This window comes from Nocardia sp. NPDC050413 (assembly GCF_040655475.1).
In the GTDB taxonomy this organism is placed as follows: Bacteria; Actinomycetota; Actinomycetes; order Mycobacteriales; family Mycobacteriaceae; genus Nocardia; species Nocardia coubleae.
Genome location: NZ_JBFAJZ010000006.1, coordinates 243660 through 261621 on the forward strand (window position 1 = coordinate 243660; position 17962 = coordinate 261621).

The 17962-nt window shown below is 69.9% G+C and carries 15 protein-coding genes; 7 read left to right on the forward strand and 8 right to left on the reverse strand.

The features are described 5' to 3' along the window. Positions 1 to 14 precede the first annotated feature (14 nt). A complete protein-coding gene (locus AB0I19_RS17560) occupies positions 15 to 749 on the reverse strand; it encodes an ESX secretion-associated protein EspG (protein ID WP_357149885.1) in 735 nt (244 codons plus the stop codon). A 236-nt stretch (positions 750 to 985) separates the two neighbouring features. Between AB0I19_RS17560 and AB0I19_RS17565 the strand changes: the two genes are divergently transcribed. Then, complete coding sequence (locus tag AB0I19_RS17565) at positions 986 to 1786, forward strand: DUF5602 domain-containing protein (protein ID WP_357149887.1); 801 nt, start codon at positions 986 to 988, stop codon at positions 1784 to 1786. A gap of 53 nt (positions 1787 to 1839) precedes the next feature. Further along, complete coding sequence (locus AB0I19_RS17570) at positions 1840 to 4584, forward strand: AAA family ATPase (protein WP_357149890.1); 2745 nt, start codon at positions 1840 to 1842, stop codon at positions 4582 to 4584. On the opposite strand, the gene AB0I19_RS17575 is transcribed toward AB0I19_RS17570, so the two are convergent. The 7 genes from AB0I19_RS17575 to AB0I19_RS17605 form a co-directional block, all read right to left on the reverse strand. Further along, on the reverse strand, positions 4578 to 5528 hold the full coding sequence (locus tag AB0I19_RS17575; protein ID WP_357149893.1) for a D-isomer specific 2-hydroxyacid dehydrogenase family protein: 951 nt from the start codon (positions 5526 to 5528) through the stop codon (positions 4578 to 4580). The two genes, AB0I19_RS17570 and AB0I19_RS17575, sit on opposite strands and share 7 nt — an antisense overlap. A 78-nt stretch (positions 5529 to 5606) precedes the next feature. Next, complete coding sequence (gene ligD, locus AB0I19_RS17580; RefSeq protein ID WP_357149896.1) at positions 5607 to 6566, reverse strand: non-homologous end-joining DNA ligase; 960 nt, start codon at positions 6564 to 6566, stop codon at positions 5607 to 5609. Between the two features lie 61 nt (positions 6567 to 6627). Continuing rightward, a complete protein-coding gene (locus tag AB0I19_RS17585) occupies positions 6628 to 7017 on the reverse strand; it encodes a hypothetical protein (RefSeq protein WP_225281022.1) in 390 nt (129 codons plus the stop codon). Between the two features lie 62 nt (positions 7018 to 7079). Then, positions 7080 to 8171, reverse strand: coding sequence for a methyltransferase (locus tag AB0I19_RS17590; RefSeq protein ID WP_357149899.1), 1092 nt, complete (start codon positions 8169 to 8171; stop codon positions 7080 to 7082). 77 nt (positions 8172 to 8248) lie between these two features. Then, positions 8249 to 10372 carry an ATP-dependent DNA helicase RecQ gene (locus AB0I19_RS17595; RefSeq protein ID WP_357149902.1) on the reverse strand — a complete coding sequence of 708 codons (2124 nt, stop codon included), beginning with the start codon at positions 10370 to 10372 and terminating at the stop codon, positions 8249 to 8251. A gap of 61 nt (positions 10373 to 10433) precedes the next feature. Beyond that, entirely contained in the window at positions 10434 to 11645 is a 1212-nt protein-coding gene (locus AB0I19_RS17600) for an RtcB family protein (protein ID WP_357149905.1), read from the reverse strand. Positions 11646 to 11708: 63 nt separating this feature from the next. Continuing rightward, entirely contained in the window at positions 11709 to 12572 is an 864-nt protein-coding gene (locus tag AB0I19_RS17605) for a ribokinase (protein ID WP_357149908.1), read from the reverse strand. 166 nt (positions 12573 to 12738) lie between these two features. Between AB0I19_RS17605 and AB0I19_RS17610 the strand changes: the two genes are divergently transcribed. The 5 genes from AB0I19_RS17610 to AB0I19_RS17630 all read left to right on the forward strand — a co-directional run bounded on the left by AB0I19_RS17610 (position 12739) and on the right by AB0I19_RS17630 (position 17955). Beyond that, positions 12739 to 14022 (forward strand): glutamate-5-semialdehyde dehydrogenase, encoded by a 1284-nt coding sequence (locus AB0I19_RS17610; RefSeq protein ID WP_357149911.1) that lies wholly within the window; start codon positions 12739 to 12741, stop codon positions 14020 to 14022. Beyond that, positions 14019 to 14897, forward strand: coding sequence for a MoxR family ATPase (locus tag AB0I19_RS17615; protein ID WP_157105062.1), 879 nt, complete (start codon positions 14019 to 14021; stop codon positions 14895 to 14897). The genes AB0I19_RS17610 and AB0I19_RS17615 overlap by 4 nt, the downstream gene beginning before the upstream one ends. Positions 14898 to 14900: 3 nt before the next feature. Next, positions 14901 to 16292 (forward strand): VWA domain-containing protein, encoded by a 1392-nt coding sequence (locus AB0I19_RS17620; RefSeq protein ID WP_357149914.1) that lies wholly within the window; start codon positions 14901 to 14903, stop codon positions 16290 to 16292. Between the two features lie 11 nt (positions 16293 to 16303). After that, entirely contained in the window at positions 16304 to 16639 is a 336-nt protein-coding gene (locus tag AB0I19_RS17625; protein WP_357149917.1) for an MmcQ/YjbR family DNA-binding protein, read from the forward strand. A 161-nt stretch (positions 16640 to 16800) separates the two neighbouring features. Further along, positions 16801 to 17955: a hypothetical protein gene (locus AB0I19_RS17630; protein ID WP_357149920.1), complete on the forward strand. Its 1155-nt coding sequence runs from the start codon at positions 16801 to 16803 to the stop codon at positions 17953 to 17955. Positions 17956 to 17962 lie beyond the last annotated feature (7 nt).

The window sequence follows — 17962 nt, forward strand, 5'->3', positions numbered from 1 at the left end:
CGTCGGTGTCCAGGCTAGCCGGACCTACGATTGTGCGAACTGTGCGCCGGTGCCACCCGGCGTTGCAGTTGCGCGGCGAGCTGACCGGTCGAAGCGGGAACCACGTGCACCGTTTCCCCCACGCGCAGCAGGTAACGCCCGTCGCCCGCGACGTCGATCCAGCTGTAATGCAGCGGCGGGGAAGGGGTTTCACGGTCGAGTCCGGTTTCGATGCGGATATGACCCTCGGCGGTGTGCGGGCGGCGCAGCAAACGCTGGATCCGGGGAACCGCGGGATGGGCCGCGATCACGGTCTCCTCGTCGCGCACCGCGTCGGCCGCCGCCTCACGCGCGGGTTCACGGCCGGGTGGTGTGTCGGGCAGGCAGGCGGTGACGCGCGCACCGATTCCGGCACTGTGGCCGATCGAAACCCGCACCTGCCCACCGTAATCGGGCCGGGTGCCGGGTTCCTGCACCACCAGAACCGCGTGATCGTAGACAGCGCAGGCCAATAACCGGATCTCGCTGCCCGGCGTGTGCCCGCCGCCGACGAGCACGATCCTGGCGTGCGGTTCGGCGACGATCCGCAGGCACGCGGTGAGGTCGGGATCGGTGCCGGGCGTGAGTCGCTGGTCGAGCGTCGAACGTAATCGGCGCGCTTCGTCCTGGGTGCGCGGCGTTTCGAGCAGCCGCAGCGGAAACGGCACCCGGTCGCGACCGGTCTCCCGCCAGACGTGCGCGAACTCGTCCGCGGTGAAGGTCCATCCCATTGCCGATCCCATCCTTACCGAACCAGGACGAGCTCAGCCTAACCGCAGTGTCCGATTCCGGCGCACCGTTCATCCGCCCGAATGGAAACTCCGGCGCAATGAGTACCCGGATGAGTATTTCGGCGGACGTCTGTTGCCGCTGTGACTCCTACCGTCAGGACAGATCCGTTGACTGGAGGAGCTATGACCTACGTGTTCGAGGCAGCCGTCCGACTAACGGAACCGGGGTGAGGACCATGCGTACTCGCGGCATCACCACGGCACTGGCCGCCGTTCTCGTGCTCGCCTTCGGCGCGGCCTGCGGTGACGACAGCGACGCGACGACCTACTACGGCGACGAACTCGCCCTCGGCAACGGGCAGATCCGCACCTACGTGACCACCGACGAATCGGGCAAGCCGACCGAGATCGGCCTGCGAATCCAGGAGGCGGCGCTGGAGGGGCTGCCGATGCCCGCCGGCGCGCCTGAGGGCCCACCGCCCGCCGGTAGACCGTTGGCGCTGCCGAAGGAAGCGGCGGGCGCGGTGGTCGACCACCTCACCTTCGACTGGGTGCCGCACGGCCATCCACCGGCAGGCATGTTCGACAAGCCGCACTTCGACGCCCACTTCTATTTCATCGACGCCGCGGCGGTGACGGCGATCAGCCCGCAGGATCCGCAGTTCCTGGCGAAAGCGGCGGTGAACCCGGACGCGAAGTACATGCCGGCCGGTTACGTGACGGCGCCCGACCCGATCGAGATGCAGGCGGTCCCCGCGATGGGTGTGCACTGGCTGGATATGAGCAATCCGATCGCACCGGGCCAATTCACGCAAACCCTGATCAACGGCTCCTGGGACGGCCAGTACATCTTCACCGAGCCGATGTTCACCCTGGAATGGCTGCTCACCAAGCCGTCGTTCACCGGCGACATTCCGCAGCCGCAGGCCTACCAGCGCACCGCGCGGTATCCGACCACCTATTCGATCAGCTTCGACGATACGGCCGACGAGTATGTGGTTAAGGTCGGTGGGCTCACCGATCGCACCGCTTCCTGACCCTTCTGCAAGCCCCTCACCTGCGAGTAGGCTCGTCTACTCGGAGGTGAGGTGTGATCACCGAGCTGATCGGGCGCGAGTGGGAGCTGGCGGACCTGCTGGCCCGGCTCGACGATGCGGTCCACGCGGTTCCGCAGCAGGTGATCTGTACCGGCGAGGCCGGGGTCGGCAAGACCAGGCTGGTCGCCGAGCTGGCGGCGCGCGCACGGGAGCGCGGGGTGCGCACGCTCTGGGCGCGGGCGCTCGAGCTGCCCGATCCGCCGCCGTTCTGGTTGTGGCGCCAAGCGCTCGGTCCGGGGATCGCCGCGCCCGACGGCGACCGGGTCGCGCTGTTCGAGGCGTTCGCGGCGAACTTGGACGACGGCGCGGCACCCGGCACGCTGCTGGTGATCGACGACATCCATTGGGCCGACGAGCCCTCGCTGCAGGCCCTGCTCTATGTCGTGCGCGGGCTGCGGGATCGCCGGGTCATGGTGTGCGCCACCGAGCGCACCGGTGCCGAGGACGGCGGCTGGACCGCGATCAAGCCCGAACTCCTGCGTGAACCGGTCACCGCCTCACTGCCCGTGCGTGGGCTCTCGCCCGCGGACTCCGCGCGCTGCCTGCAGCTCGAAGCCGGACGTGCGCTGCCGGCCGAACTGGCGGACCGTGCGTTCGACATGACCGGTGGAAACCCCTTCTACCTGCGTGAACTCGGCCGGTCGATGCGCGGTACCACCGACGACGCGCTGCACCTGCCGACCAGTCTGCGCGAGGTGGTGCGCGCGCGGATGGTGCCGCGGTCGGCCCGGGCGGTGGAGCTGTTGCGGGCGGCCTCGATTCTGGGTGAGCGGTTCTCGATCGCGGTCGCCGCACGGCTGGTCGAGCGCTCGGCGGCCGACTGCCTGGCCGCGGTGGACGAAGCGGTCGACGCGGGCCTGCTGGCGCCCGAAGACGACCCGGGCACCATGCGGTTCGCGCACGCGCTGGTGCGGGCCGCCCTGCTCGACGATCTGTCGCTGCACCAGCGCGTGGTGCTGCATCAGCGGGCGGCTCTGGCCATCGAGGCGTTGTATCCCGATGCGGTGGAGGCGAATTCGGCCGCTGTGGCCTGGCACTGGGCGAACGCGGCGGTGACCGGATCACATGAACCCGCCGTGCGCTGGGCGCGCCGCGCCGCGCAGGTGGCGTTTCGGGAGCTGGCTTTCGAGGACGCCGTGCGCTTCTACGGCCTGGCGGTGACCCATGCCGCCGAGCTGGAACCGCTTGAGCGTGGCAGGTTGCTGCTGGAGCGGGCCGCCGCACAGGTCCGCGCGGGTCGCCTGGTCGCCGCCCGGGCCGATTGCGCCGCCGCCGAGGCACTGGCCCGCAAAGCAGGGGAACCGGTCCTGCAGGCCGAGGCGGCCTTGGTGCTCGAACCGATCGGGGAGCGCGGCTGGGACCGCGATATCGCCGACGCGTGCGCCGAAGCGCTCGCCGCCGCCGACCTGCCCATTTCGCTGCGAGCCCGGTTGCTGGCCCGGTCCACCGAAACCGCGATCTACCTGGGCCGCTCCCAGGGTGTCGACGCGTCGAGCCGGGTCGCGCTCGCGGTGGCCGAGCGCAGTGCCGATCCGGCCGTCCTTGCCGCCGCGTTGCGGGCCCGTCAGCTCGCCTGCAGCGGACCCGACCATCGCGAGGAACATCGCGAACTCGCCACCAGAATGATCGCCGCGGGCGAGCACGCGCGCGACCCGGCCATGGAGATGTGGGGCAGGTTGTGGCGCATCGATGCGTCGTGGGAACAGGGTGACCTCGGCGCGATCACCAGGGAATTGTCGTGCCTGTCCTGGTGTACCGAGCACACCGGCGGTCCGATGGCGCGGTGGCACCGGCTGGTCGCGGAGGCCGCGCTGGCGCAGGCGCGCGGCGAGTTCGACGACGCTCTCGACCGGGCGCGGCGGGCGCACGAGCTGGCCTCGGCGCTCGGCCATCCCGCCGCGTTCGGCGCCTACCGGTCACTGCTGGTCGTGGTCGGGCACCACCGAGGCCATCCGCCGGAGGCACTGACAGTGCCGCGGGCACCGGTGCGCGGCGAGGTGCGCAATCTGCTGTTCGCCGCGCTCGGCACCGCGTTCCCGATGGTCGACAGCGGCATGACCGCCGCGGCCGAGTCCCTCTACCGTGGCCTCGGCCGTCCCGGAACCTGGGTGGTCCCACCGTATTTCGCGCTCGATGTACTCGCCATCGGTGGTGCGGTCGCGGCCGGCCTCGGCATCGTCGACGACGTGGCCTACTTCCGTGGGCGGCTGAGCCGCTACCGCAACGGCCACGTCACCGGTGGTGGTGGCAATGCGCACTATCTGGGACCCGTCGAGTTGTGGCTGGGGAAATTCGCTGCCGCGCTGGACGATCCGGATGCCGCCGAGAAGGATCTGCGCGCGGCGGCGCGGACCGCACGCACGATCGGCGCCCCCGGATTCGCCGTCGAAGCCGACTGCGAACTGGCCGAACTCCTGCTTGCCCGGGGCGCCACCGCCGAAGCCGTCGCCGTGGCCGAGGGTGCGTTGCCGGTGGCCGAATCGTTCGGGATGACGCCGTGGATCGAGCGGTTGCGGATGGTCGTGGTGCGCGAAAACAGTGGCACGACACTGACTCCGCGCGAACGCGAGGTCGCTCGTCTCGTGGCACGTGGCCTCACGAACCGGGAGATCGCTGCCGCGCTCGTCCTGTCCGAACGCACCGCGCAGAACCATGTGCAGCACATTCTCACCAAACTCGGCTTCACCAGCCGCAGCCGCATCGCGGCCTGGGTCGGCAGCGGCCGGATCGATCAGTAACCGCGCTGCGGATCCACGATCGCGCGCAAGGGGTCGCCCGCCACGAACCGGGCGACGTTGGCGCCGACATGGTCGGCGAAAGCGGCCAGACGCAGTTGTGGCGGATTGGAATCGTGCGGGGTGATGATCGCGTTCGGCAGGTCCCACAGCGGATGCCCGTCGGGCAGCGGTTCCGGGTCGGTGACATCGAGTCCGGCACCGCCGATGATGCCGCGCCGCAGTGCGTCGACCAGCGCGTCGGTGTCGATCAGGCTGCCGCGCGCCACATTCACCACCCACGACGAGGGCTTGAGCCTGGCCAGCTCGTCGGCACCGATCAGATGACGGGTCTGCGGGGTCGCCGGGGCCGCGACGACCACGTGGTCGGTGTGCGACCAGACCCGTCCGAGCTGATCGGCGGGCACCGTCTCCACGTCGGCGCCGATTCCGGGTCCGGTGACGCGGTTGCCCGACCGGTTCACCGCGATCACGTGCGCACCGAGCGGGGCGAGCATCGGTATCAGCGCGCGGCCGATACCGCCCGCGCCGACGATCGTCACGGTCTTGCCGCGCAACGACCCCACGTGCGGGAAGAACTCGCGCTGCCGCCACGAGGTCGCGCGCAACTGCTCGGGCAGATACCGCACGCCCGCCAGCAGCAGCATCAGCGCGTGCTCGGCGACGCTGTGCGCGAAGGCGCCCGCCGCGGAGGTGAACGTCGGGCCGGGGTGGGCGGCGAACACGCCCGCATCGAAGAAGTCCTCGATCCCCGCGGCGGGCAACTGCACCCAGCGCACCGACGCAGGCAATTCGGCCGGGAAATCAACGGGCGTCCCGGTCCAGATCAGAGCGTCGGCGTCGGCGAGTGGACCGACCCGGGCACCCGCGCCGACCACCGCCTTCTCGAGCAGTCGCGGAGCGTTCGGGTCCGGACCGATCGCGACGGTGATCGCGGATTCCTGCACAAAGTCCTCCTGGTTGGTGCCGGGGCGGGCAGAGTTCCGATTCTCCCGGACCGCCGGGACCGCGTCGAGCCAGGGACCTCACGATTCGTCGAGATCGACTGGTTCGTCCACGCCGTGGCGGTCGGCGAGTTCCAGCAGTGGGGTGATGTCGAAGACGGCGTCGTCCATGTCGGCCTGGATGTCACCGAGTTCGGCGTAGCGGGCGGGGACGGTCCGGATCGTGAAATCACGAGGATGGATGGAGTCGATCTCGTCCCAGCGCACCGGTGTCGACACGGTGGCCTCGGGGACACCACGCACCGAATAGGCGGCGGCGATGGTGTGGTCGCGCGCGTTCTGGTTGTAGTCGACGAACAGGGCGCTCGGGTCGCGGTCGCGCCGCCACCACGCGGTCGTCACGTCGTCGGACGCGCGTCGCTCGACCTCCTGGGCGAAGGCCAGCGCCGCTCGGCGCACCTGCTGGAAGCCGTGCTCGGGCGCGATCCGCACGTAGACGTGCAGGCCGTGACCGCCGGAGGTCTTCGGCCAGCCGACGGCGCCGAACTCGTCGAGGACCTCGTGCACCACCCCGGCGACGCGCTGCACCCGCGACCACGGGCAATCGGGCATGGGATCCAGGTCGATGCGCCACTCGTCGGGTGACTCGGTGTCGGTCGAGCGGGAATTCCAGGGATGGAACTCCACGGTGGACATCTGCACCGCCCACGCGACGTCGGCGAGCTTCTCCACACAGAGTTCCTCGGCGTGCCTGCCGTAGCGCGGGAAGTACACCCGCACGGTCGGAATCCAGTCGGGCGCACCGGCGGGCAACCGCTTCTGATGGACCTTGTCACCGGCCAGCCCTTTGGGGAAGCGGTGCAGCATGCACGGCCGGTCGCGTAGCGCGTTGACGATGCCGTCGCCGACGCTGAGGTAGTAGTTCACCAGGTCGAGCTTGGTCACGCCGAGCTCGGGAAAGTACACCCGATCGGGATTGCTGACCCGTACCGTGTGCTCACCCACCGGCAGTTCGACCGCCGGAGCCGCAGACTTGGCCACACGCGCAACGATAGACGAGCGGGCCCGCCCCGTGGCCGGGTAGCGGACCCGCGTGGCGCGACTACAGCTCGTACACCCCGAAAGCCCGGTGCTGGATGCACATCGGCATCACATGCACCTGCTCGGTCCATTCGAATTTGGCCGCCGCCTCGACGGTTTCGCGTTCGGCGACGCACACGGTGTTGGTGCCGGGCATCGTCAACGGGTTGAGCACGGCCAGCGGGATGCCCGCGTGGATGCCGCTGTAGAGACCGCCGCTGAAGCACAGCGGGGTGATGGCGATGCCGCGCCGTGCGCTTTCGCGGTCGGCGGCGGCCTGGGCGCCCGGCACGCCGGAGCAGTCGAGCGGGTTCTCGTTCGTCGCCTGGGCAGGGGCGGTGAAAAGGGTGAAGCCGGCCGCACAGCCCGTGGCGACGGCCATCAGGGTTCGAGCAAATGTGGTCCTGGTCATAGCCGCATTGAAACACTGCTCACCAGCGGTACACACAATCGGCGACGGCGTGTCGGGCGCGATCAGCGCGCGACGGCCTCGAGTACACAGACCGGCGCCACGGTCTCCACCGTGCGTGTCAGGGTGAAACCGCTGCGGTCGAGCAGGGCACGGAACTCGGCTTCGGTGCGTTCGTGGCCGCCCTCGGTATTGACGAGCATCTCCAGATCGACGAATTTGCCCGGGTGCGGCCGATGATGCTCGGGCAGCACCAGCTCGATCACCAGCAGCGTCGCGGTCGGGCTCATGGCGTCGCGGACGGTGCGCAGGATGCGTTCGGCGTGCTCGTCGGACCAGTCGTGGACGATGTTCTTGAGCAGATAGGCGTCGGCGCCCGCGGGCACGGACTCGAAGAACGAGCCCGCTTCCACCGTGCAGCGCTGCCCGAGTCCGGCTGCCGCGAGATCGGTGCTCAGATCCTCGACCACGCCGGGCAGATCGAACACCACCCCGGTGGTCGAGGGATGCCTGCGGAGGATCTCGACGAGCAGGCTGCCGCGTCCGCCGCCGACGTCGACGACGGTGTCGAACCGGCCGAAGTCGTAGGCGGCGAGCAGCGGTTCGATCGACAGCGTGCCGATGCTGGTCATCGCGCGGTCGAACAGGTCGCCCACCGCACGATTGCGCGCGGCGTATTCGAAGAAGCTGGCGCCCTCCAGCGCCTGGCCGACCGCCTCGCCGGTGCGGACGGCATCGCCGAGATGGGTCCAGTGGTTGCGGTGGTAGGGCGAGCCGAAGAACCGGGCCACCTCACGCATGGTCACCGCCGCGTCGCCGCGCAACGCGTCACCGATGCGGGTCAGGGCGTAGCTGCCGTCGCGGCGCTGGGCGAACACCTCGTAGCTCACGAGCAGCCGCAGGAGCCTGCGCAGTCCGTCCTCGTCCACCTCGAGCGCGCTCGCCAGTTGCGCCGAAGTGCGCGGGCCGTCGGCGAGCTGGTCGGCGATGCCGAGCTCGGCGGCGGTGCTGATGGCCTGGGAAAGGAATCCCGCGAACTGCAGTTCCAGCAGCGCGATATGGCCGGGGACGAGCCGCCGGTGGAGCCTGGCCAGCGCGTCGCGCACCCGGTCGAACGCGTGGACCACGGGAATCGGGGGCAGCTTCTTCGACGTCATCACGACTCCATCGTCGGCCGTTCGACCTGCGCGTACGTGCTGAGAGTACGGGATCGGACGCGCTGGGCGGGCGTGGATCAGGTCGGCGTGGCCAGCGCGAACGGCAGCACCGCGTCCGCGCCGCTCGTCCGGAGGGCGTGGGCGGCGACGGTCATGGTCCAGCCGGTGTCGGTGAGGGTGTCGACCAGCAGGATCGGTCCGTCCACCTGCGACAGGTCGGGTACCTCCCAGTAGTCGAACAATCCCGCGACGCGGTGGGCCGAGTTCGCCGCCGAGACCGGGGGCCGGTCGGGGCGCGCGTGCAGGGTGCCCAGGTCGGTGAGCCGGCCGATCTGGGCGAGTCGCTGCGCGAGACTGGTGGTGAGCTGGGGGTAGCGCGGCGATTCCAGGGCCAGGACCGAGGTGGGCCGGGCCGCCCAGTCCCAGTCGCGCAGTACGGCGATGCAGGCGTCGAACACCGCGTCGGGTACCGGGGCGTCGGGCCCGTCGAGCAGGGTGCGTAGGCGTTGGCCCCAGCCCAGATCGGTGAGCCGGCCGAGCACACGTCCGGTCTCGGCGCCGCCGGTGATCTTGCCCGACAACGGGATTCCAAGTTTCGCCATGCCGGTCGGCCACTGTTTGCGCGGGGCGAGGTCGAGGCCGGGGCGGTCGAGCCGGGCCCGGGTGGCGGCGATCGCGGCGTCGTCGATGCTGGTGTCGGGGCGGGTGCCGGTGCAGTTGTCGCAGCGGCCGCAGTCGAGCTCGGCGGTGGCCAGGCCGTCGAGGCCGGGGTCGTCGAGCTGGCGGCGCAGGAACGTCATCCGGCAGGTCGTGGTCGACTGGTAGTCGATCATCGCCTGCTGTTCGGCGTCGCGGGCGGCGGCGAGACGTTCGTAGCGTTCGGTGTCGTAGGTCCAGTTCTGTCCGGTGGACAGCCAGCCGCCGCGCACGCGGCGAACCGCGCCGTCGACGTCGAGCACTTTCAGCACCATCTCGAGCCGCGAACGGTTCAGCTCGACGAGCGGTTCGAGCGCCGCCGTCGACATCGCCCGATCCGTGTCGAGGGCCGCGAGCACGGAGCGGACGATGTGTTCACGGGGGAAGGCAACGGAGGCGAAATAGCTCCAGATACGCGCGTCCTCCGGGCCGGGCAGCAGCACGACCTCGGCGCGGTCGGTGCCGCGCCCGGCGCGGCCGACCTGCTGGTAGTAGGCGATCGGTGAAGAGGGCGCGCCGACGTGCACCACGAAACCGAGGTCGGGCTTGTCGAAGCCCATCCCGAGCGCCGAGGTCGCGATCAAGGCCTTGACCTCGTTGTTCAGCAGCGCCGCCTCGAGCGCTTCGCGTTCGGCCGGGTCCGTTTGGCCGGTGTAGGCGGCGACGGTGTGCCCGTGGGTGGCGAGCACGTCGGCCAGGTCGTTCGCCGCGGCGACGGTGAGGCAGTAGATGATGCCGGAACCGGGCATCCGATCGAGGTGGGCGCCGAGCCACGCCGTGCGTTGCACCGCGTCGTCGAACCGGACCACCGACAAGTGCAGCGACTCGCGATCCAGGGTGCCGCGCAACACGAGCGTGTCGGTGCCGATCTGCCCGGCCACATCGGTGACGACCCGGTCGTTGGCGGTCGCCGTGGTGGCCAGCACCGGCACGTCGGTGCCGAGGTCGGCGATGAGGGTGCGGATGCGGCGGTAATCGGGACGGAAATCGTGACCCCAATCCGACACGCAGTGCGCCTCATCGATCACGACCAGCCCCGCATCGGCCGCGAGTCTCGGCAGTACCTGGTCGCGGAAGTCGGGATTGTTCAAGCGTTCCGGACTCACCAGCAGCACATCGACGGCACCGTCGGCGACCCGCTGATGGATCTCGTCCCACTCGGTGACATTGCCCGAGTTGATGGTGGCCGCCACCACCCCCGCCCGTTCGGCGGCGGCCACCTGGTTGCGCATGAGGGCGAGCAGCGGCGACACGATCACCGTCGGCCCCCGGCCCGCCCAGCGCAGCAGTTTGGCCGCGATGAAATACACCGCGGACTTACCCCAGCCGGTGCGCTGGACGACCAGCGCCCGGCTGCGCCGCACGACGAGCGCCTCGATCGCTGTCCACTGGTCCTCGCGGAGCCGGGCCTGTGGCCCGGCGAGGTCGCGGAGCAGCTCCTCGGCGCGTTCGCGCAGGTCGGGAGCCATCAGGTCGAGCACGTCGTTACCTGCCGCTGTGGTCATGGGCCCTATGCTGCCCCACCCCACCGACAGGTTTGATCGGCGATACAGACCGCCCGCCCAGTCACCCCTTCACGCACAGGACCTGACGCAAGGTCGCGACCACGTCGACCAGATCGGTCTGGGCCGCGATCACCTCGTCGATGTCCTTGTACGCGGCCGGGATCTCGTCGACCACGCCGGCGTCCTTACGCGACTCCACGCCCTCGGTCTGGGCGATCAGGTCCGCGACGGTGTACTGCCGCTTGGCCGCGTTGCGGCTCATCCGCCGTCCGGCGCCGTGCGAGGCCGACTGGAACGACAGCGGGTTGCCCTTGCCGCGCACCACATACGAGCGCGTGCCCATCGACCCCGGAATCAGCGCCAGCTCACCGGCACCCGCCCGCACCGCACCCTTGCGGGTCACCAGCATCGGCACATCGTCGATGATCTCCTCGGCCACATAGTTGTGATGGCAGCTGATCGGCTCATCGAAACGCACCGGCCGCTCGCCGAATTCGTCCCGCACCGCCCGGCACACCAGCGACAGCATCACCGCGCGATTGCGCGCCGCGTACTCCTGGGCCCAGGTGAGGTCCCGGCGATAGGCGTCCATCTCCGGTGTCCCGGAAAGGAAAACGGCCAGATCGCGATCGGGCAGCGACTGGTTGTGCGACAGCGCCCGCGCGATCGCCATGTGCCGCTCCGCCAGCTCCTTGCCGATATTGCGCGAGCCGGAATGCAGCAGGATCCACACGGCGTCGTCCTGGTCGAGGCAGATCTCGATGAAGTGATTGCCGCCGCCGAGCGATCCGATCTGCTTGTGCGCCTTGGACTCCAACGCGGAAACACCAGGGTGCAGCTCGCCGAATTCACGCCAGAACCGGTCCCATCCCTTGGTGCGCGCGGACTGCCCGTGCGACCCGGCGTGCAGCGCGGTGACGTTCACCGCCTCCTTGTGCGCGCTGAACCCCACCGGCACCGCCTGCTCGATCCGCGAACGGAGCGAACGCAGGTCGTCGGGCAGATCCGCCGCCGTCAGGTCCGTCTTCACGCTCTCCATGCCGCATCCGATGTCGACACCTACGGCGGCAGGAGCCACCGCGTCACGCATGGCGATGACCGAACCGACCGTCGCGCCTTTGCCCAGGTGCACATCCGGCATCACGCGCAGCCCGTGCACCCAGGGCAGTTCCGCGATATTGCGGAGCTGCTTCAGTGCGGCCTGCTCGATCTGGTGCTCGTCTGCCCACATGAGCGTCTGCGCTCGGGTACCGCGCAGCTCGACGGGAAACATGGTCGGTCCTTTCCTTGGTGTAATACCAACGGTAGGGGCCGTGTCGTGGGCGGCGCACCCCATTTACAACGCGGCCGCGATCTGTTCCCGTCCGGGGATGGACGCGCTGGCGCCGAGCTGAGTGGTCGCCAACGCACCGGCCGTGTTCGCCCAGTTCAGAGCGGCGGCCGCGCCCTGTGACCAGGTTGCTACGAGGGCGCCGGTGAAGGCATCGCCCGCGCCCGTCGTGTCGACCACGTCGACACGACGCCCATCGACGACCAGTTCCGTGTCGCCGCCACGGTAGACCGCACCGTCGGCGCCCAAGGTTCGCACCACGTGCGCAACCGGTCCCAACGTCGACGAGAACTGTTCGTATTCCAGTGAATTCACGATCGCCAGGTCGACATCGGCCCACAGTCGCGCGGGCAGCGGCTGGACGGGGGAGGGGTTCAGGGCGACGAGGGTGCCTGCGGAGCCGGCGTGGTGTGCGGCCGCTGTGACTGTTTCGAGGGGGATCTCGAGCTGGCACAGCAGGATGTCGGCGGCCTCGATCGCCGCGAGCTCCGCTTCGGTCAGGTCGGTCATCCGGCCGCTCGCACCGGCCACGACGATGATGCTGTTCTCGCCGTCGCCGTCGACCACGATCGTCGCCACCCCACTGGGGCCGGGGACCGTGCGCAGCAGCGAGGTGTCGATGCCCGCGCCGTCGAGGGTCGCGCGCAGGGTGGCGCCGAAGGCGTCGTCGCCGACCGCGCCGAGGAAACGCACGTCGGCACCGGAGCGGGCGGCCGCGATCGCCTGGTTGGCGCCTTTCCCGCCCGGAACCGTGGCGAAGCCGGAGCCGAGCACGGTTTCTCCGGGGGCGGGCCGATGCGCGGTGGTAATGACCAGGTCCATATTGACGCTGCCCAACACCACGACGGTCGGTGCGGCGGAGTGGTTCATAAGCCTCGAATCTAGCGGCGACGGCGTTGTGCGGTGCCCGCTCGCGACTCGGCGTCAGTGGTCGAGTTGCGGGGCGCCTATCCGCAAGACCCTGTGGATAACTCAGTCCCGCTGCCGGTCGGAGCCACATTCCGGGTCCCGGGTGGCGTCGAGCGAAACAGGCACAATGCGTACGCTGATACCCATGACGGTAGAAGTGACCCCCGAGCTCGACATCCGCGCAGCGGTGCACGACGCCGCCCGCAGGGCTCGCGTCGCGTCCCGTGCGCTCGCTCAGCTCACCACGGCGCAGAAGAACGACGCACTGCACGCCGCGGCCGATGCGCTGCTCGCCGCGGCCGACCGCGTGCTGGCGGCCAACGACGCCGATATCGAGACCGCCCGCGCGGCGGGCACCCAGGAGAACGTGCTCGACCGGCTGCGGCTCACCAAGGCCCGCATCGACGGGATCGCCTCGGGCCTGCGTCAGGTCGCCGGCCTGCCCGATCCGGTCGGTGTCGTCGTGCGCGGCAGCACCCTGCCCAACGGGCTCGAGATCCGGCAGACCAGGGTGCCGCTCGGCGTGGTCGGCATGGTGTACGAGGCACGGCCCAATGTCACCGTCGACGCCTTCGGCCTGGCACTGAAATCGGGCAACGCGGCGCTGCTGCGCGGCTCGTCCTCGGCGGCGAACTCCAATGCCGCGCTCGTGGAGATCCTGCGCGAAGCGCTCACCGCCCAGGGTATTCCGGCCGACTCGGTGCAGCTGCTGCCGAGCAACGACCGGTCAAGCGTCACCCACCTGATCCAGGCGCGCGGCCTGGTCGACGTGGTCATCCCGCGCGGCGGTGCGGGTCTGATCAACGCCGTCGTCCGCGACGCGCAGGTGCCGACCATCGAGACCGGCACCGGCAACTGCCACGTCTACGTGCACAGCGCCGCCGATCTCGACATGGCCGAGGCGATCGTGCTCAATGCCAAGACCCGCCGTCCCAGCGTGTGCAACGCCGCCGAGACGCTCCTCATCGATGCCGCCGTCGCCGAGACCGCGCTGCCGCGGCTGAGCAAGGCACTCGAGGACGCGGGCGTCACCATTCACGGTGACCTGCCCGGTCAGGTGCCCGCCACCGATGCCGACTGGGGCGAGGAGTACCTGACCATGGATATCGCCGTGAAGGTCGTCGACGACATCGACGCCGCGGTCGAGCACATCAACACCTGGGGCACCGGCCACACCGAGGCCATCGTCACCGCCGACCTGGCCGCCGCGCGTGAGTTCACCGCCCGCGTCGACGCCGCCGCCGTGATGGTCAACGCCTCCACCGCGTTCACCGACGGCGAGCAGTTCGGCTTCGGTGCCGAGATCGGCATCTCCACCCAGAAGCTGCACGCCCGCGGCCCGATGGCCCTGCCCGAACTCACCTCCACCAAGTGGATCGTGTGGGGCGACGGCCAGACTCGGCCGGTGTGACCGTGACCCTGGTACAGGAACCGATCTTCACCTCGGTCGACGACGTCATCGCCCGCCTGGCCACCACCGGCTACCTGGCCGACAAGGCCACGGCCACTTCGGTGTTCCTCGCCGACCGGCTGGGCAAACCACTGCTCATCGAGGGCCCGGCAGGCGTCGGCAAGACCGAACTCTCGCGCGCGGTCGCCCAGGTCGCCGACGCCGAGCTGGTGCGTTTGCAGTGCTACGAGGGTGTCGACGAGGCTCGTGCCCTCTACGAGTGGAACCACGCCAAGCAGATCCTGCGGATCCAGGCATCGAGCGAAAACGATTGGGCCGAAACCAAAGCCGACGTCTTCACCGAGGAGTTTCTGCTCTCGCGTCCGCTGCTCACCGCGATCCGGCGCACCGATCCCACGGTGCTGCTGATCGACGAGACCGACAAGGCCGACGTCGAGATCGAGGGTCTGCTGCTCGAGGTCCTCAGCGATTTCGCGGTCACCGTTCCCGAGCTCGGCACGATCACCGCCACCCGTAAGCCGTTCGTGGTGCTCACGTCCAACGCCACCCGCGAACTGTCCGAGGCACTCAAGCGTCGCTGCCTGTACCTGCACCTGGACTTCCCGGACGAAGACCTCGAGCGCCGCATCCTGGCCAGCCGGGTACCCGAGCTCTCGGCGGTGGTGTCCGAGCAGCTGGTGCGCATCGTGCATGTGCTGCGCGGCATGCAGCTCAAGAAGCTGCCGTCGGTGGCCGAGACGATCGACTGGGGCAACACTCTGCTCGCGCTGGGTTCCCAGGATCTCGACGACGCCACGGTGCGGGCCACGCTCGGCGTGGTGCTCAAGCACCGCAGCGACCACCAGCGCGCACTGTCCGAGCTGAAACTGGCCTGAGGCATGACCGCGCCCGCGCCCCACGGCATCAGTGGTCACGTCGCGGGTTTCGTCGCGGCGTTGCGCTCGCGTGGGGTGCCGGTCGGTCCGTCGGAAACCGTCGACGCCGGCCAGGTACTCACCGTGCTCGACCTGCTCGACCGGGAAGCGGTGCGGGAGGGCCTGGCCTGTGCTCTGCTGCGTCGGCCCACCCACCGCGCCACCTTCGACAGCCTCTTCGACCTGTGGTTCCCGGTCGCCGTCGGGCAGCGCAGTGCCGAGGCGCCCGAACTGCCCCGCACACCCGACGGACGCGTCGACCTGCCCGCCCTGCGCGAGCAGCTCGCCGAATTGCTCGCCACCCCCGACAGCGGCAACCAGCTCGAGCTGCTCGCCGCCCAGGTGGTGGAGCAGCTCGGGCGGTATCAATCGGCGCGCGGGCCGTCGTTCTCCGCCTACCAGGCGCTCAAAGACCTTGCGCCGCAGACCTTGCTGGCGCGGGCGCTGGCCGGTCTCGCCCTCCCGCCCGACGCGAGCGAACGCGACGCCGAGATCGCGCAGCGCCTGCTGCGGATGCGCATCGCCGGGTTCCGCGCCACCGTGGAGGAGGAGACGAACCGCCGCGTCGCCGAGCAGATCGGGCGGGAACGCGTCGCCACCTACGGCGTTGCCCGGCAAGCGGAGGATGCCGATTTCCTGCGCGCCTCCGAACGCGAACTCGCCGATCTGCGCCGGGGAACCCACCGGCTGGCGCGCATCCTCGCCTCGCGTTTGGCGGTGCGGCGCAAGCGTTCCCGTCGCGGCGAGATCGACCTGCGCAAAACCCTGCGGGCATCGATGTCCACCGGCGGCGTGCCCATCGACCTGGTGCAGCGCAAACCGCGCCCCGGGCGCCCTGATCTGGTTCTGCTGTGCGACATCTCGGGCTCGGTGGCCGGCTTCAGCGGCTTCACCCTGCTGCTGGTGAGCGCCCTGCGCGAACAGTTCTCCCGGGTGCGGATCTTCGCGTTCGTCGACCGTACCGACGAGGTCACCGACTACTTCGGCCCGCAGACCGGTCTCGACGACGTGCTCACCAGAATCTTCACCGAGTCCACCGTCATCGACTCCGACGGCCACTCCGACTACGGCCAGGCCTTCACCAGCTTCGCCGACAACTTCGGTGACGCCGTCACCAGCCGCACCTCGCTGCTTGTCCTCGGCGACGGCCGAACCAACTACCGCAACCCGCAGGTGGACACGCTGCGCGGGCTGGTCGAGACCGCCAAACACGCGCACTGGCTCAACCCGGAGCCGCACAATCTCTGGGGCACAGGCGATTCGGCCGCACCCGACTACGGTGCGGTGATCGAGATGCACGAATGCCGGTCGGCCCGCCAGCTCACCGACGTCGTGTCGAAACTGCTGCCCGTCTGAGGAGCCGCGAGATGGATGTATTGGTGTACTGCCTGGCCAAACCCGGTGCGTGGGAAGACGAACCGTGGGAGGGCGACACCGTGGCCAAGGTGGGCGACAAGGTGTTCGCATTTCTCGGCGCGGGCACATCGATCGGTCTCAAATGTGGGCGAGACCGCGCCGAGGCCGACGAACTGGTCACCATCTACCCCGACGATGTCACCGCCTCGGCCTACATCGGCCGCTACGGCTGGAACAGCATTCGCGTCGGCGGCGCCGTTCCCGACGACGAACTACGTGAACTCATCGACGCGTCCTACGACGCGATCGTCGCCAAACTCCCGAAGTCCAAACGGCCGCCGCGCTGAAACGTTGAGCGGACGTTAAGCCACTTGTAGGGGCGAACCACCAAGATCACCGCCATGCTGGCAGGGGCGTCGCGCGACGACGGGCGAACTGAACATCGGGGGACGGATCGAAGAATCGGGGCCGTCGCCCGCGTCTGTGTCGTGCGGATGTGGTTCGCCCGGTGAGCGACCGGTTCGCCGCCGAGAACGATGACGCTCGAGGCGAATTCGCCGCCCCAGCCGAACCCGCCGCCCATGCCGCACTCGTCGGGCCCGCCGTCCACGCCACGCGGATCGGAGGGGCGCTCGACGAGGGCGCCGGCCACGATGCCGAGCTCCGGGTCGGTACTCTCGCCGGTCAGGTGAATGCCTCCGGTTCGGCTGCCGCCGAGGCGGCCCGCCTTCTCGAGCCCGGTTCGCCGGCCCGCGCCGCGCGAAAGCTCGCGACGATCGCGGCGGCGCGCCTCATCGATGCACCCGACGCGGCGGAGGCGCAGTTGCGGCGTGCCCTGGTCGTCGGCGCGGCGGAGCTCGGTGCACGGGAGCGGGCGGAGCTACGGACACGGCTGGTCACCGCTATCGCCGCCCAACCCGGTCGCGCTCGCGATGTCGCCCGCGCGGCTGCCGCGGCCGCCGCCGACTGGGCGCCGATCTCACCGGCCGACTCGACACATCTGTGGATCGTCGCGGGCCGCTCGTGGCATCGGGCGCGATCGCATACCGAGGCGGTGCGGGCGTTCGACCAGGTGCTGCTCGGCGGGGCATCCGTCGGCTACCCACCCGGCGAGCTCGCGCGAGTCCGTGCGGTCTTCGCCGAATCGCTCAACCACCTCGGCCGATACCGTGAGGCAGCCTGGCAGTTCACCGAGGCCGCCCGGCTGATCGCCGCCTCGCCCACCGAGCGGCACCGGCACGCCGATCTGCTGTGGTCGGCAGCGGTGGCGAGGGAATGCTGCGGGCAGGAATCGGAGGCGCTCGGCGGCTACCTTCGCGCGGCCGGGCTGTGGGGTGAACAGGACAAGATCGTGCCCCGCGCGCGGTGCCTGCGCGCGGCGGCCTGGCTGCAACTACGCGGCCCTGGCGGGACGCTGCGCGGTCCGTGGTGGGTGACCCTGGACGTGCTGCTCACCGAACTGAACCGCCTCGTCGCCGCCGACCCGGCCGCCCACCACGTCGAGGAGCTGCGTCGCACCCGCAGTCAGTTCGCCCAGATGTGCGCCCAGGCCTCGGGCACGGTCGAGCACCGACCGGCCGAAGCGGGCCCGCGACCACGGCCGGCCGATCGGCACCGGTTCCCGGAGCCCTCCGATCCGTACGAATGGTGGCGGTCCTATTAAGCTCGGA

Coding starts and splice junctions, on each gene's coding strand:
- AB0I19_RS17560 (WP_357149885.1), bottom strand. CDS start 749: ATGGGATGGACCTTCACCGCGGACGAGTTCGCGCACGTCTGGCGGGAG.
- AB0I19_RS17565 (WP_357149887.1), top strand. CDS start 986: ATGCGTACTCGCGGCATCACCACGGCACTGGCCGCCGTTCTCGTGCTC.
- AB0I19_RS17585 (WP_225281022.1), bottom strand. CDS start 7,017: ATGACCAGGACCACATTTGCTCGAACCCTGATGGCCGTCGCCACGGGC.
- AB0I19_RS17590 (WP_357149899.1), bottom strand. CDS start 8,171: ATGACGTCGAAGAAGCTGCCCCCGATTCCCGTGGTCCACGCGTTCGAC.
- AB0I19_RS17595 (WP_357149902.1), bottom strand. CDS start 10,372: ATGACCACAGCGGCAGGTAACGACGTGCTCGACCTGATGGCTCCCGAC.
- AB0I19_RS17600 (WP_357149905.1), bottom strand. CDS start 11,645: ATGTTTCCCGTCGAGCTGCGCGGTACCCGAGCGCAGACGCTCATGTGG.
- AB0I19_RS17605 (WP_357149908.1), bottom strand. CDS start 12,572: ATGAACCACTCCGCCGCACCGACCGTCGTGGTGTTGGGCAGCGTCAAT.
- AB0I19_RS17610 (WP_357149911.1), top strand. CDS start 12,739: ATGCGTACGCTGATACCCATGACGGTAGAAGTGACCCCCGAGCTCGAC.
- AB0I19_RS17620 (WP_357149914.1), top strand. CDS start 14,901: ATGACCGCGCCCGCGCCCCACGGCATCAGTGGTCACGTCGCGGGTTTC.
- AB0I19_RS17625 (WP_357149917.1), top strand. CDS start 16,304: ATGGATGTATTGGTGTACTGCCTGGCCAAACCCGGTGCGTGGGAAGAC.